Here is a 15,810-nt window from a genome sequence, read left to right as displayed (position 1 = left end):
TATGAAGCCGCTGCATTCGATCTTTATAGTAGATGACGATCCGATTCACCAGCAGATCACGAAGATCATGCTGGACAGATTGAGTATCTCTAATGACGTAACAAAATTCTCCGACGCACAGGACGTGCTCGAACACCTTCGCGCCAATACGGAGAATGAAACTGCCTTGCCGGATGTGATCCTGCTGGACCTCAACATGCCCGTTATGGACGGATGGGAATTCCTCGAGGCCTTTGCGCCGATCCGCCCGCAGCTATGCAAACCCATCAGGGTGTATGTGCTGACCTCATCGATCGATGATACGGACAAGGAAAGGGTAGGCAAGTTCGATTTTGTGGCCGGGTATCTCACCAAGCCACTGACGAACGATGTGATCATGAAACTGGCAAAGTAAGCCGGGGAAGCTGTTATTGCTTTAACGCGCTGATGGTTGCCACCGGATCTTTTGAGGCAAACACCGTATTGCCTGCCACCAGTACATCAGCACCGGCGGACAGTATATCGTGGGCATTGTCCAGCGTAACGCCGCCGTCTATCTCTATCAGCGCTTTTGAGCCGGTACGGTCTATCAGTTCGCGCAGCGTGCGGATTTTTGTATAGGTCTGTTCAATAAAATGCTGCCCGCCAAAACCGGGATTCACGCTCATCAGCAGCACCACATCCGCATCCCTGATCACATTTTCCAGCAAGCCAATGGACGTATGCGGGTTCACCGCAATGCCCGCTTTCATGCCGAGCGACCTGATCTGCTGCAGGTTGCGGTGCAGATGCACGCAGGCTTCTATATGCACAGTGAGTATCTGCGCGCCGGCCTTCTGAAAAGCTTCCGTATATTTTTCCGGTTCTTCGATCATCAGGTGTACATCACAGACCTTCTTTGCAATTTTGCTGATCTGCGCGATAACAGGCAGCCCGAAACTGATGTTCGGCACAAAACGCCCGTCCATCACATCCAGGTGAAGCCAGTCGGCCTCGCTGTTATTGACCATTTCCACCTCCTTCCCGATTTCGAGGAAGTTGGCGGCAAGCAGGGAAGGGGCGATAATCGGTGTTTTCATGTTCCGGTACTGATGGTTTGATGAACAGCTGCAAACCTACTGAAAATTGCTGGTCTTGACAGAATCGAGCAGGGCTTTTGCTGCGGGATGATCTTTACGGAAGGATAGCGCTTTGGTGAGATCATCGATGCCGGCAGGTTTGTTGCCCAGCTGCAGGAAGGTTTTGCCGCGGAGAAAGAACGCTTCGGCATCCGTAGGATCTGCTTTGGCGGCGAGGTTATAATACCGCCAGGCTTCGCGGAGGTCTTTTTCCAACTCCGCCAGTCTGCCCAGTGCCAGGTAAGCGGGACTGTAGGCTGGGTCCAGTTCGACAGCCAGCTGGTAACTGACTGCGGCAGAGCGGTGATCCATCAGTTTTTCCTGCGCCAGCCCCAGGCCGTACCGGGCTTCCGCGGAAGCAGAGTCGAGTTTCTGGGCCAGCAGAAAGTAGGCTGCGGCTTCCCGGGCCTGCCTGCGGGCCATCAGCAGCTCCGCATTCAGCATCACGGCTTCATATTCACTGCGGTTGCCGGCCTGTTCAATTGCCCGGCTGAGATGGGCGATCGTGGCGGTCGTATCATCCCCGTTCAAAGCAATGAGCGCTTTGATATAAAAAGCTTTGTCCAGCGTACCGGAATCTTTTGCGAAATAGATCGCCTGGCTATCCGCCGCAGCATACTGTCCGTTTTCAATGAGCGCGTTGGCAAGCTGCATACGTATTTCTGCATCCTGCGGCCGCTCGCGGAGCGCGGCACGCATATCCGCTACGGAGGGCCCCCCGGAATCCGGATACAGGGTATGGGTATTTTCCTCCGGAGGTGCCTGGCATGCGGCCAGGAATATCAGCAAACTGGAACGCCATAATTTCATTCGCCAAACTTATGGAAGAAATCCTGTATGTCAAAACAGCGGATCAGGATTGCATCAGCCATTCTTTCAGCTGCTCGTAATCCGCCTCCATTTTTACGGAGACCTTTTGTCTGCCTGAAAGTTCCTGCACCTGCTCCGGTATGCTCACCTGGCTTTGCAGGCTTTCGGGCATTGTGTTAAGGAATTTTGAAGGGTGCGCTGTTTCCAGGAAAATGCCAGTGTGGCCGGGATGGCGCTGCATATACTTTTTCAGGCCCAGGTAACCTACGGCGCCGTGAGGGTCCATCAGATACTGATGTTCCTTGTACACTTTTTCCATGGCGGCAACGGTCTCTTCATCGGTAAAACGATAAGCTGTAAGACTTGCTTTCAGGGCGCGTTCGTTCTGCGCGAACATCTGCAGGATGCGCGCAAAGTTGCTGGGGTCTGCCACATCCATGGCATTGGAAATGGTGGCTACGGCGGGGTTGGGCTCATAGGCGCCATTCTCGAGATATCTCGGCACCGTATCATTGACATTGGTAGCGGCAATAAAATGATGAATAGGCAACCCCATGGCAGCGGCCATCATGCCTGCGCAGATATTGCCGAAGTTGCCGCTCGGCACGGATATAACGGTTTCTTTTTTCCATTGCTTGCTCTCGCGGTAGGCGAAAATGTAATAGAACATTTGCGGCAGCCATCTGGCTACGTTAATGGAATTGGCGGAGGTTAGCGGGCGGCGGGCCTGCAGCGCTTCATCCAGGAAAGCGTCCTTTACCATACGCTGACAGTCGTCGAACGTTCCGCTGATCTCCAGCGCGGTGATATTGCCTCCCAGGGTGGTGAGCTGCTTCTCCTGCAGTTCGCTGACCTTGCCTGAAGGGTAGAGGATGACCACCTCCACGCCCGGCACATTGTAAAAACCATGTGCCACGGCGCCGCCGGTATCGCCGGAAGTGGCTACCAGTACGGTGACGGGCTTGTCCTCATGCCTGCGGAAATACCCGAGGCAACCTGCCATGAAATGCGCGCCCACGTCCTTGAAGGCCATCGTAGGGCCATGGAATAACTCCAGCGCATACACGTTCTCCTCCACAGGGTGTAGCGGGAAAGGAAAAGTAAGCGTTGCGGCGATGATCTTTTTAAGTTCCTGTTCAGGGATGTCATCCCCGATGAACGGTTGTATAACGGCACGGGCAATATTCAGCGGGTCATGCTCGTCCAGTCTCTCCCGGAAGTTCTTTTCCAGTTTCGGTATCGCGGCAGGGAAATATAATCCCTTGTCCGGCGCAAGTCCCTGTATTACGGCTTCCCGGAAGGAAACGCTGTGCTGATGATTCTGTAAGCTATAATACTGCATGTGTAAATAAAGTAAAATTTAATTGATTATACCAACTCAATCTATCACGCGTACGCCGGTGGTGCTGATGCGGCTGACGTGTATCTTGTAGGCTACCCCAAGCGGGGCGTAGATCGTTTCCATCATTTCGGCCACGGCACGGGCGTTATCTTCGCCCTTGCTGAGCATGAAAACGGAAGGCCCGCTGCCGGAAATACCACCGCCGAGGGCGCCGGCCTCCTTGCATCGCAGCTTCAGATCATGGAAGGCGGGAATGAGGATGGAACGGATGGGCTCAATGATCACATCTTCCAGCGAACGGCTGATCAGCCCGTAGTCCTCACGGTAAAGACCGGCCACCAACGCGCCCACATTGCCCCATTGACGGATGGCATCGCGGAGCTGGACCTGTTGCTTGAGGATACCACGGGCGTCTGCCGTCTTCACTTCTATCTGCGGATGGATGACGGTTACCCAGAGGTCCGCCGGGGTGTGAAGCTTTATCACATCCAGGGGTTGATAGCTTCTCACCAGCGTGAAGCCGCCCATGATGGCGGGTGCAACATTGTCGGCATGCGGAGTGCCGCAGGCCAGGCGTTCGCCTTCCATGGCAAAGCGTATGAGGGATTCGGGGGGGAAGTGCCCGTTCAGTAATATATTGGCTCCTGCTACCGCGCCTGCGGCGCTGGCTGCGCTGGAACCGATGCCGCTGCCCGGTTGTATCAGCTTCCGGATAGCAACGTCAAAGCCCAGTTCCGGTTGCCCGTATTCCTGCAGCATAGCCTGCAGGGCCACACCGGCAACATTCTGCGAGGCTTCGAGCGGTAGGTCTGCGCCTTCAATGGCAACGATGTGCACGCCGGGTTTGTCGCTGATCCGGATCTCCATCTCATCGCCGGTGCTGTCCAGCGCCAGGCCGATAACATCGAAACCGCAGGCTACATTGGCGACCGTGGCGGGGGCGAATACTTTTACGGAGGATAAATTCTGCTTGCTCATATATTTTTTTATCGAACGGTCCTGATAATATCTGCAAATATGCCCGATGCCGTTACATCCGCGCCTGCGCCGGCACCTTTCACGATCAGCGGCTGCTCCGCGTAACGGTTGGTTGTGAATAATACGATGTTGTCTTTCCCTTCCAGCTGGTAAAAAGGATGCTCCGGGCCTACGGACTGGAGGCCAACAGAAGCTTCGCCGTTATGGTAACTCGCTACGAACTTCAGCCGTTCTCCTTTATCCGCCGCTCCCTGCAGCAGCCCCTGAAAATGTGCGGCATGCACATCCAGCTGATCATAAAAAGCGGCTACATCTTTCGCGTGCAGGGCTTCTTCCGGCAGAAAGGAGTGATTGACGATATCTTCCATTTCCAGTACGGCCCCGCTCTCTCTGGCCAGGATAAGGATCTTGCGCATAACATCCTTTCCGCTCAGGTCGATGCGCGGGTCCGGTTCCGTGTATCCTTCGTCCTGCGCCGCTTTTACCACCTTGCGGAAATTGGCGCCGTTCACGAAATTGTTGAACACGAAGTTGAGGCTGCCGCTCAGCACTGCTTCTATGGTGTTGATCCGGTCGCCGCTGCGCACCAGGTCATTCAGGGTGTTGATCACCGGTAGCCCTGCGCCTACATTGGTCTCAAAGAGGAAAGAGACGTTGAACTTGCGGGCAAGGTCTTTCAGCTGCTTGTAATTCGCATATGCGGCGGAACAGGCGATCTTGTTACAGGTGACCACGGAAATGCCATGCTGCAGGAAGGTACTGTACAGCCCTGCAACCTCATCGCTGGCGGTATTGTCTACGAATACGCTGTTCCGCAGGTTCATATCCCTTACCCGCTGCGCGAACTGGCGGAGATCCATTTCATGGCCGGCTTCCAGGTCTGCCTTCCAGCTGCCGAGATGAATGCCGGTGTCCGAGAAGCGCATCTTCCGGCTGTTGGCTATGCCCATGATGCGGACCTGCAGGCCCAGTTCTTCCTGCAGGTAGCTTTGTTGCGCCTGCAGTTGTTCCAGCAGTTTGCTGCCTACGTTGCCAGTACCGGCTATAAAAACATTCACCTGTTTGGTCTCCGATTCAAAGAAAACTTCATGGATCACGTTCAGCGCCTTTTTTACATCGGCTTTATTGATCACGGTGGAGATGTTCTTTTCGGTAGACCCTTGTGCGATGGCCCTTACATTGATGGCATTGCGCCCCAGTGCGCCGAAGAGCTTGCCGCTCATGCCATGGTGGTTCTTCATATTATCGCCCACTACGGCCACGATGGCGAGGTCTTTTTCCACCAGCAGCGGTTCGATGCGCTTGTCATATATTTCCTGAGCAAATTCGCTGTCTATTGCGGCCTTGGCCCTGAGCATGTCGCTTTCATGTATGCCGGCGGTGATGGAATGTTCCGAAGAGCTTTGCGTAATGAGGATCACATTGATCTTTTCCCGCAGCAGTGCGTCGAACAGGCGCTTGGAGAAGCCCGGGATGCCTACCATGCCGCTTCCTTCCAGCGTAAGCAGGGCAATTTTCTGGATGCCGGAAATACCGGTCACCGGGAAGGGTTTTTCACCATTGTCCTGGATCAGTGTGCCGTAGTCATCCGGCGCAAAGGTGTTCTTTATCCAGATAGGGATGCGGCGGTTCATGACGGGCTGAATGGTAGGGGGGTAGATGACCTTGGCGCCGAAGTGGGACAATTCCATGGCTTCTTCGTAAGAGATCCGCGGGATGGCGATGGCCTGCGGCACGAGGCGGGGATCTGCGGTCATCATACCGCTTACGTCCGTCCATATTTCCAGCACATTGGCGTCCATGGCCGCTGCAACGATGGCGGCGGTATAGTCGGAACCGCCCCGGCCGAGGGTGGTGGTTTCCCTGCTGATGCTGGAAGCGATGAAGCCGGGCAATACCACGTATTCGAAGGGCTGGTGCTGGAAATAGCTGGTGATCTGATGCTCGGTGACATCAAAATCCACGAGAGCATGTCCGAACTGGGCATCGGTGGAGATCAGTTCGCGGCTGTCTTTCCAGCTGGCGGCAAGCCCCATATGTTTCAGTTTCTCCGCTACTATCCAGGAAGAGAGCAGTTCCCCGAAGCTCATGAGCTTGTCCAGCGAGCGGGCGCTAAGTTCCCCGACCTGAAAAATGCCGTCGCATAAGGATTCCAGTTGGTTGAGCTGCTTCTTTACCTGGCTGAGCAGGCTGCTTTGTATGGCGATGGGGAAAAGTCCCCGGATCGTGTCCAGGTGTTTGTTCTCGATGTCCTGCAATATCGTCCGGTATTGTTCCTGCCCCTGCCCGGCCTGCTGCCCGGCGGCGATAAGCTTGTCGGTAATGCCGCTCATGGCGGATACCACGACCGCCATCCGGCCTTTTCGTTTATAGGATGCTACGATGCTGCAAACCTGTTCTATGGCCTTGGTACTGCCAACTGAAGTACCGCCGAATTTTAAAACCTGCATGTAAGAAAGAATGTTAATAAGGAAATTAGGCAAAGCCTGCCTGAAGGTGTACCAGTAACTGGTCGGTGGACGATATGTGAAAATTAACCCCGCGATGGGGTTGTGGTGGTTGTGGTAATAATAGTGCCCTGCACTCCGGGGAAGAGTTCAGTTATACGGATTATATGTGAGCTGAATAAATGCACTATTATTTTATGACTTTTGCATTACAAAGGTGCGCAATTTAAAATGAAAATACAAACGGTATTGTCAAAATTTAGAAAAAATCTAAAAGAGCGCTAAAAGCGTTCAGTGAAAACTTTTCCTTTACAATTGGAAAATAACCGTAATTTTAGGTTACGATCATGTATTCGTTACCAACATACAAGCATCAGCTCAACTACTGTTTCCTCATGGCCACCCTCGCCATGGATTCAGCGGTTTAACACTTCTTCTGCCGGTCAACCGCCGGCTTATCCGTAAATTAGTACAGTAATCATCTGCATGCCCATGCCTGTTTTTCAGGGCTGGTATTGTTTATTATAATTTACTTTTTATGCCACACTATCATACGCTCGGGCAGATCCCCCATAAACGGCACACGCAGTTCCGCAGGCCGGATGGCAAGCTGTACTCCGAGCAGTTGTTTTCCACGGAAGGTTTTTCATCGAACTATTCATTATTATATCATTGCCACCCGCCCACGGAGATCGTAAAAGTAGACGAGCCTTATAGTGTAGCGCCGCAGGTGGCTGAAGAGAAAATGCTGAAACACCGCAGCTTCCAGGGCTTCAGTATTCAGCCGGAAAGTGATTATCTCAAAAGCCGCAAGGCCATCCTGGTGAACAGCGATTGCCATATTTCACTGGCGGCGCCTGCGCGGAGCACTACAGATTATTTCTACAAGAATGCGGACGCTGATGAAGTACTGTTCATTCATGAAGGCAGTGGAGTACTCCGTACGCCATACGGACGGCTGGAATTCGGCTATGGGGATTATGTGGTGATTCCGCGGGGTACCATTTATCAGCTGGAGTTTTCCGGGGAGAACAACCGGCTTTTTATCGTGGAATCGTTCAGTCCGGTCCGTTTCCCCAAGCGTTACCTCAGCCGGTATGGCCAGCTGCTGGAAAATTCGCCCTTCTGCGAGCGGGATATCCGGCAGCCGCAGCATCTGGAAACAATTGACCAGGCGGGTGACTACATCATACTGATCAAAAAGAAAGGGGTCATGTACCCCATTCACTACGGCCATCATCCCTTTGATGTTGTGGGCTGGGATGGATGTGAATATCCGTATGCCCTGTCCATTCACGATTTTGAGCCGATCACCGGCCGCGTGCATCAGCCCCCGCCGGTACACCAGACCTTCGAGGGCAACAACTTCGTGATCTGCTCTTTCTGCCCGCGCCTTTTTGATTATCATCCGCAGGCTGTACCGGCACCTTATAATCACAGCAACATAGACAGCGATGAAGTGTTATATTATGTGGATGGGGATTTCATGAGCCGCAAGCATGTGACCCGGGGCATGATCACCCTGCATCCCGCGGGTATTCCGCATGGCCCTCATCCGGGAGCCGTGGAAAAAAGTCTTGGCGCAAAGGAAACAAAGGAACTGGCCGTGATGGTAGACACCTTCCACCCGCTGCAGATCACCCAGGCGGCCCTGGGCATCGAAGATGAGCAGTATGTGATGAGCTGGGCCGAATAGGCGTAATTTTAAAGAAAAATAGAAGCATGGAATACAGACAACTTGGACAAAGCGATTTACAGATTTCAGCGATCACTTTTGGCGCCTGGGCCATTGGTGGATGGATGTGGGGCGGAGCGGAACGCAGCGACGCCATAGCGGCCATCAGGGCTTCTGTCGATGAAGGCGTGACATCTATTGATACCGCGCCGATCTATGGGCAGGGAGCCAGCGAGGAGATCGTTGGTGAAGCGCTCCAGGGCATCAGCCGGGACAAAGTGCAGATACTGACGAAATTCGGGATGACCTGGGAAGGGAACAAAGGGGCTTTGGCCTTCAAAAGCCAGGACAACAACGGCAAAGACATCGATATCCACAAATACGCCGGCAGGGACAGTGTGATAAAAGAATGCGAAGACTCCCTCCGCCGGCTACGTACGGATTACATTGATCTGTACCAGATCCACTGGCCGGATGTCACTACGCCCATCGAAGAGACATTCGAAGCGGTATTACGCCTGCAGGAGCAGGGGAAGATCCGTGCAGCAGGGGTGTGCAACTACAATGTGGAACTGATGAAGCAGGCAGACAAAGTAATCAGCCTGGCGTCCAACCAGGTGCCTTTCAGCATGGTGGAAAGATCGATTGAAAAGGAACTGGTACCCTACTGTATGGAAGCAAACAAGGGCATTCTGGCGTATAGCCCGCTGCAACGCGGTATCCTTACCGGAAAGATCAAAGCTGATCATGTATTCGGGGAAGGGGACCACCGTCCCTCCACCAGGTTTTACCAGCCGGACAATATCGCCCGTATCAATGCCTTTCTTGGGCTTATCAAACCGCTGGCAGAAGCAAAGAACGCAACGCTGGCGCAACTGGTGATCCGCTGGACCATCGACCGCCCCGGAATCACGGTGGCATTGGTAGGCGCGCGGAACGCAGGCCAGGCCACACAGAACGCAGAGGCCATTAAAATAAAACTGTCCCCGGAGGAGATCAGCTTTATCAACAAACACCTGTATGCGTTAAGCTTAGTATAAAAAATCAAAAACCAACCATACCAAACAATCTTTTTATGAATACAGCAGAAGTGATGCCGAAGACGGCACAGGACCAACCCGATTTTCTGCCGCTGAATGGCACGGACTACGTTGAATTTTATGTCGGTAATGCGAAGCAGGCCGCACATTTTTACAAAACGGCATTCGGCTTCCAGTCACTGGCTTATGCCGGCCCGGAAACGGGTGTTAAAGACCGCGTGTCGTATGTACTGGTGCAGAACAAGCTCCGTTTTGTGCTGACCACCCCATTGCGCCCGGGTAACGAGATCGCCCGCCATATCGATGAACATGGCGACGGCGTGAAAGTACTGGCCATCTGGGTGGATGATGCGCGTTTGTCTTTTGAAGAGACCGTGAAGCGCGGTGCAAAGCCTTATCTGGAACCGGTAACGGAAAAGGATGAATTCGGGGAAGTGGTGCGCAGCGGGATCCACACTTACGGGGATACTGTGCACCTGTTCATCGAAAGGAAGAACTACAACGGCCCCTTCCTGCCCGGTTACAAGGCCTGGAAGAGCGATTACAATCCGGCGGAGACCGGGCTGTTGTATGTGGACCATTGCGTGGGGAACGTAGGCTGGAATGAAATGAACACCTGGGTGGATTTCTACGCAACGACCATGGGTTTCCGCAATCTCGTTTCGTTCGATGACAAAGACATCTCCACAGAGTACTCCGCTTTGATGAGCAAGGTGATGAGCAATGGCAACGGCCGCATCAAATTCCCGATCAACGAACCGGCGGAAGGAAAGAAAAAGTCGCAGATCGAAGAATACCTTGATTTTTACGGAGGGCCCGGTGTGCAGCACGTAGCGATCGCCACCAATGACATCGTACAAACGGTTGGGGAGCTGCAACGCCGTGGCATTGAGTTCCTGAAGGTGCCTTCATCCTATTACGAGACCCTGCTGGACAGGGTGGGCAAGATAGACGAGGATATTGCACCGCTGCAGGAACTGGGCATACTGGTGGACCGCGATGACGAGGGGTACCTTTTGCAGATCTTCACCAAACCTCTGCAGGACCGCCCTACCGTGTTCTTCGAGATCATCCAGCGTAAAGGCGCCAAGTCATTCGGAAAGGGCAATTTCAAGGCGCTCTTTGAGTCTATCGAACGGGAGCAGGCATTGAGAGGGAATTTATAATACAGGATAAATTACAGGCCGGAACGGCCGGCGGACGTTACAATAAAATCAACCTCGCAAAGGGGCTGTCAGCATACAAAGCAGGCAGTCCCTTTTTATTGCGGCCGGGGCGCGGGTAGTTACGTATGGCTTAGGTGCCTTAGATCCGCCGCCGAAATGCTGCAAAGTTTATGCTGCGTGAGTTTCAGCCCGGAAGCCCAACGCTGGCAATTGTGTTCAGAAGATTGGTTTGCGCCGTTTGCTGCTGATTTTTTTTTGCGCGTTTTATTATAAAACCTATATTTAATTCCCTGCTACTACATTGCAGGTCAACTTGTTTGTAACCTAAATCATATCCTTATGCCAGGTAAAAAAGCAGCGCCGGCAGCACCGGTGCATCCGGAAAAAGGGAAACGGAGCAAACCCGTAACGCCGGAAGAAAAGATTATCAGGAAAATCGTATTGCTGAGAAACGAAAAAGTACTGCTTGATGTAGACCTTGCAGAGCTTTATGGTATTGAAACCAGAGTTTTGAAGCAAGCTGTACGCCGCAATGCTGGCCGTTTTCCGGAAGATTTTATGTTCGAACTCCGCGCTGATGAAGTGGATCAGCTGGTATCACAAAATGTGATACCAGACAAAAAGCGCTTTGGTGGCGCATTTCCATTTGCTTTCACTGAAACGGGCATTGCCATGTTATCCTCTGTTTTGAAGAGCGAGAAAGCCATTGAAATGAACATTTACATCATGAGAACCTTTGTGGCACTACGAAAGATGGCGCTGAGCTACGATGAGGTAATGAACACTTTGAGGTCGATGCGCCTGCAGTACGACAAACAATTTGACGAGATCTTCCACGCATTGGAGCTACTGATGCGGCCTCAGGACCCTCCGCGTACCATGATAGGATTCCTTAAGCCTTGACTATGGCTGGTTTGGCCTGGTATCACAATTTGTGATACCAGGCCAAACCCTTTACTGTTGTACATTACGATGATTTCGTTTTTAATTTTTTCAGTGTTTTCGGTACTTTCCCCACTAAAATTGTTAAATTTGACGTTATATCTATGGAACTGAAAGAACTCTTCGGATATCTATTCATCCTGGCGGGGCTTTTACAGCTGTTGACCGCCTACCTGATTTTCGCCGGAAATCACCATTATGTGTTACGTTTCGCTAAAAGAAAGGTAGGTATCGTAATATATATTATTTTTGCTTTTATACTGTTTTACCTGGCATATTATTTCCTGGTATGAAATCTGGAAAGCGTACACATATGAAGCGTATCATATTTGGTATTTTACTGCTGGCCGGCACTGTTACCGCTCAGGCCCAGCAATCCTTCCTGGAGAATCAGAAGATGTTCCCCAGAGTGGGAGAGGCATTCCGTGAAAAAGAGGAATCGATCAAACAGGAGTTTGCGAAGAAAGGGATCGCATACCCCGCCAAACAAATGTACATCCGCTCCTTCAAGCTGGATAGCGAACTGGAAATATGGGTAAGGAACAACGTTACCGATACGTTCACCCTGCTCAAAACCTACCGTGTCTGCTCTCTATCCGGCAAAATGGGGCCCAAGCGTAAAGAAGGGGACAGGCAGGTGCCGGAGGGGTTCTATTACATCAATGACTTCAATCCCAACAGCAGTTTTCATTTGTCCCTGGGGATCAACTACCCTAATTATTCAGACAAAATACTCAGCGATCAGAAAAAGCCGGGCGGAGATATCTATATTCACGGCAGTTGCCTGACGATCGGTTGCATACCACTGACCGATGATTTTATCGAGGAGGTATATATTCTGGCCGTAAACGCCAAGAACAACGGCCAGGATTTCATTCCGGTGCATGTATTCCCGGTACGTTTCGGCAATACCCGCTCGCTCGACTACCTGGGCAGCGTGTCCCTGACAGACAATGAAGCCCAGAAGTTCTGGGTAAACCTGAAAGAAGCATACGATTACTTCGAGAAAACACGTAAACTTCCTGTAGTTATGGTGAACAGCCAGGGGAAATACGTGTACACCGGTCCTGGCAATGAGGCAGGGCGGGCAATGGCGCAGGCCAATCCTGCAAACACCCCGGGCGCCGGAAAATAGCAACAACAAATATTATAATTAAATATTATTCAGCTGGTCTTTATGGCCAGCTTTTTTATTGCCAACCCCAACATTGCGTTAATTTTACACATTCTTGCTCCTCAAAGCCAAAAAATTTTGGAATCTCGGTTTTTTTTCGAAACTTTCAGGGAAGGTCAAATCAATTTACGTTTATGAATAGAAGAGATGCCATCAGGAATGTCGCTATCCTTATGGGAACAGCGCTTTCCGCTTCCACGTTAGCCGCACTCGAAGGCTGTACCTCCGGTACTAAGAATTACACATTACAAACACCTGAAACAAAAGCTTTGCTGGCGGAGATCGCTGAAACGATCATCCCGGAAACTTCCACTCCCGGCGCCAAAGCAGCCAAAGTAGATGAATTCATCCTGGTTATGGTGAATGATTGCTATGACGAAAAGGCGCAGCAGGTATTTGTAGACGGGTTGAATAAGGTCAATGAAGAAAGCGGGAAGATGTTCTCCGGTAAAAGCTACCTTGATATCACCCCGGAGCAGCGTACAGAACTGCTAACGGCGATAGATAAGGAAAGGATCGCCTACAACAAGCGGGAGAACAAACAGAAAGATGATCCGGCTCATTACTTCCAGTACATGAAGGAACTGACATTGCTCGGATACTTTACCTCCGAACCCGGCGCCACGCAGGCGCTCCGCTATGTGGCCGTTCCCGGCAGATTCGACGGTTGCGTCCCCTACAAAAAAGGCGATCGTGCCTGGGCGTAAACCATCTCTTCATCATCTTTTAACAAGTATAATAATGAACCTTAATATAAAAGCACAGGACCAGAACACCTATGACGCCATCGTCATCGGCTCCGGCGTAAGCGGCGGCTGGGCAGCAAAGGAACTTACGGAAAAAGGATTGAAAGTGTTGATGCTGGACCGTGGCAAGAACCTCGAGCACGGTAAATATGAAACCGCCACCATGGACCCCTGGGAATTCAAACACCGCGGCAAGATCACCCAGGAACAACGCAAGACGCACGACAAGCTGAGCCGTGACTATCCCTACAGCGAACACAACGAAAAATACTGGATCAACGACAGCCAGAGCCCGTATAAAGAAGACAAACGTTTCGACTGGTACCGTCCGGATATTGTTGGCGGAAAATCCATTATGTGGGGGCGCCAGAGTTATCGCCTTTCGGATATTGATTTCACTGCCAATGCAAAGGACGGGATCGCGGTAGACTGGCCTATCCGTTACGCGGACATTGCACCGTGGTATGATTATGTGGAAAAATTTGCCGGGATCAGCGGTCAGAATGAAGGTCTTCCGCAATTGCCTGACGGCCAGTTCATGCCACCCATGGATATGAACTGTGTGGAAAAGGATGTAAAGTCCCGCATAGAATCTGCCTTTAAAGGAAGGAAAATGACGATAGGCCGCGTGGCCAACATCACGCAGGATCTGCCCGGCCGTACCAAATGCCAGTTCAGGAACCTCTGCAGCAGGGGCTGCCCCTTCGGCGCCTATTTCAGTACGCAGTCATCCACGCTGCCTGCGGCCGTGGCAACCGGCAACCTCACCCTCCGCCCTGATTCCATCGTGAATTCCCTGATCTACGATGAGGAAAAAGGCAAGGCCACCGGTGTACGGGTGATCGACAAGCATACAAAGCAAACAGTAGAGTATTTCGCAAAGATCATCTTTGTGAACGGTTCCACACTTGGCTCAACCTTCGTGCTGCTCAATTCCGTATCCAAACGTTTCCCCAACGGGTTCGGCAACGATAGCGGGGTATTGGGAAAATACCTGATGGATCACCATTTCCGTACCGGCGCTTCCGGCATCGCGGAAGGGTATGACGATAAATATATTTATGGCCGCCGTGCGAATGGCATCTATGTGCCGAGATACCGCAACATCGGCTCCGATAAACGGGACTATCTCCGTGGTTTCGGTTACCAGGGCGGCGCCAGCCGTGGCGGATGGGGCAGAGGTGTGGCCGAAATGGGTGTAGGGAAAGACTTCAAGGAGATGCTGACAGAGCCCGGGCAGTGGAGCATGGGCCTTGGCGGCTTCGGAGAATGCCTGCCCTATGAAGATAACTACGTTACCCTTGATGATTCCGTAAAAGATGCCTGGGGGCAGCCCGTGCTGCGTTTCAATGCAGAGTTCAAGGAGAATGAAGCGAAAATGCGGAAGGATATGGCCAGCGATGCAGCCGAAATGCTGGAAGCTGCCGGGATAAAGAATGTGAGAACCTATGATAACGGCTCCTGGCCCGGTATGGCCATTCACGAAATGGGCACCGCCAGAATGGGCCGCGATCCCAAAACCTCCGTGCTCAACGCATTCAACCAGGTACACGCCGCGAAGAACGTTTTCGTTACAGATGGTTCTGCCATGACGTCCGCTTCCTGCGTAAACCCCTCGCTCACTTATATGGCATTAACGGCAAGGGCGGCTGATCATGCTGTTAAAGAACTGAAGAAAGGCAATCTCTGATGAAGAAACTTACAGTGGAGTAAAAAACATCAGATATAAACACATCACATAAAAGGGAAAAGGGAATTAGCTGTTGCTACATCTTCTTTTTCCCTTTTATCTTTTGCTTTTATTGCCAAAAAAAGCTAACTTAAAGTAGGTTTTTCATATTATTACGTCAACGCAAAATTAGCTTACCATGGGAAGAGTCAGTAATGTCTTGGTGGGCAAAGGAAACGCAGTCTATTCCGTACATCCGGACAGCACGGTGTACGAGGCCCTGAAACTTTTAGTAGACAGGAATATTGGCGCATTGGTCGTTGTAGAGAACAATAAATTCCTCGGTATTTTTTCAGAGCGTGATTATGCACGCAGAGTCATCCTCAAAGGCCGCGCATCCAAAGAAACCACTATCCGCGAAATTATGACGGAACACCCGATCACCGTCACCGAAGATGAAACGATCGAAGCATGCATGTTTAAAATGACCGATAAAAGGATCCGGCATCTGCCTGTGGTAGATGATGAAGGATCACTGATCGGACTGATATCTATTGGAGATGTCGTAAAGTACATCATCGACGAGCAGAAGAACATTATTGAAAACCTCGAATGTTATATTCACGGCACTCACCACTAGCCTGGCCATTCCACAACATCAACGACCCGTTAAATTGTTTTATTGTCAGATCTGACCGGACCGCTCAGTTATGCCGCGTATTGG

Annotated in this window: 14 protein-coding genes; 9 read left to right on the top strand and 5 right to left on the bottom strand. The window is 51.6% G+C overall.

The features are described 5' to 3' along the window. Position 1: 1 nt before the first annotated feature. Positions 2–394 carry a response regulator gene (locus tag FW415_RS18965; RefSeq protein WP_148388192.1) on the top strand — a complete coding sequence of 131 codons (393 nt, stop codon included), beginning with the start codon at positions 2–4 and terminating at the stop codon, positions 392–394. Positions 395–407: 13 nt separating this feature from the next. Here FW415_RS18965 and rpe read toward each other — a convergent pair whose 3' ends face one another. The 5 genes from rpe to thrA are packed head-to-tail and all read right to left on the bottom strand — an operon-like array spanning position 408 to position 6,677. Further along, the gene (rpe, locus tag FW415_RS18960) at positions 408–1,058 is read right to left on the bottom strand and encodes a ribulose-phosphate 3-epimerase (RefSeq protein ID WP_148388190.1); all 651 of its coding nucleotides are present in this window, start codon (positions 1,056–1,058) and stop codon (positions 408–410) included. Positions 1,059–1,094: 36 nt separating this feature from the next. Then, positions 1,095–1,907, bottom strand: a complete 813-nt coding sequence (locus FW415_RS18955; protein ID WP_148388188.1) for a tetratricopeptide repeat protein — start codon at positions 1,905–1,907, stop codon at positions 1,095–1,097. Between the two features lie 43 nt (positions 1,908–1,950). Then, positions 1,951–3,249, bottom strand: coding sequence for a threonine synthase (thrC, locus tag FW415_RS18950; RefSeq protein WP_148388186.1), 1,299 nt, complete (start codon positions 3,247–3,249; stop codon positions 1,951–1,953). Positions 3,250–3,285: 36 nt separating this feature from the next. Next, positions 3,286–4,227, bottom strand: coding sequence for a homoserine kinase (locus FW415_RS18945; protein ID WP_148388184.1), 942 nt, complete (start codon positions 4,225–4,227; stop codon positions 3,286–3,288). Positions 4,228–4,235: 8 nt separating this feature from the next. After that, entirely contained in the window at positions 4,236–6,677 is a 2,442-nt protein-coding gene (gene thrA / locus FW415_RS18940) for a bifunctional aspartate kinase/homoserine dehydrogenase I (protein ID WP_148388182.1), read from the bottom strand. A 535-nt stretch (positions 6,678–7,212) separates the two neighbouring features. Between thrA and FW415_RS18935 the strand changes: the two genes are divergently transcribed. The 8 genes from FW415_RS18935 (at position 7,213) to FW415_RS18900 (ending at position 15,726) form a co-directional block, all read left to right on the top strand. After that, positions 7,213–8,370, top strand: a complete 1,158-nt coding sequence (locus FW415_RS18935; RefSeq protein WP_148388180.1) for a homogentisate 1,2-dioxygenase — start codon at positions 7,213–7,215, stop codon at positions 8,368–8,370. Positions 8,371–8,396: 26 nt separating this feature from the next. After that, positions 8,397–9,389, top strand: coding sequence for an aldo/keto reductase (locus tag FW415_RS18930; RefSeq protein WP_148388178.1), 993 nt, complete (start codon positions 8,397–8,399; stop codon positions 9,387–9,389). A gap of 35 nt (positions 9,390–9,424) precedes the next feature. Beyond that, entirely contained in the window at positions 9,425–10,555 is a 1,131-nt protein-coding gene (gene hppD / locus FW415_RS18925; protein ID WP_148388176.1) for a 4-hydroxyphenylpyruvate dioxygenase, read from the top strand. A gap of 339 nt (positions 10,556–10,894) precedes the next feature. Further along, positions 10,895–11,458, top strand: a complete 564-nt coding sequence (locus tag FW415_RS18920; protein WP_148388174.1) for an ORF6N domain-containing protein — start codon at positions 10,895–10,897, stop codon at positions 11,456–11,458. Between the two features lie 352 nt (positions 11,459–11,810). Then, entirely contained in the window at positions 11,811–12,632 is an 822-nt protein-coding gene (locus tag FW415_RS18915; protein WP_148388172.1) for a murein L,D-transpeptidase family protein, read from the top strand. Positions 12,633–12,805: 173 nt separating this feature from the next. Then, positions 12,806–13,378 (top strand): gluconate 2-dehydrogenase subunit 3 family protein, encoded by a 573-nt coding sequence (locus FW415_RS18910; RefSeq protein ID WP_148388170.1) that lies wholly within the window; start codon positions 12,806–12,808, stop codon positions 13,376–13,378. A gap of 34 nt (positions 13,379–13,412) precedes the next feature. Further along, positions 13,413–15,107 carry a GMC oxidoreductase gene (locus FW415_RS18905; protein WP_210420736.1) on the top strand — a complete coding sequence of 565 codons (1,695 nt, stop codon included), beginning with the start codon at positions 13,413–13,415 and terminating at the stop codon, positions 15,105–15,107. Positions 15,108–15,285: 178 nt separating this feature from the next. Then, the gene (locus FW415_RS18900; RefSeq protein ID WP_148388167.1) at positions 15,286–15,726 is read left to right on the top strand and encodes a CBS domain-containing protein; all 441 of its coding nucleotides are present in this window, start codon (positions 15,286–15,288) and stop codon (positions 15,724–15,726) included. Positions 15,727–15,810 lie beyond the last annotated feature (84 nt).

Origin of the sequence: Chitinophaga sp. XS-30, from assembly GCF_008086345.1 — a bacterium.
Taxonomy (GTDB): Bacteria; Bacteroidota; Bacteroidia; order Chitinophagales; family Chitinophagaceae; genus Chitinophaga.
This window is presented reverse-complemented; position numbering and strand designations above follow the sequence as displayed.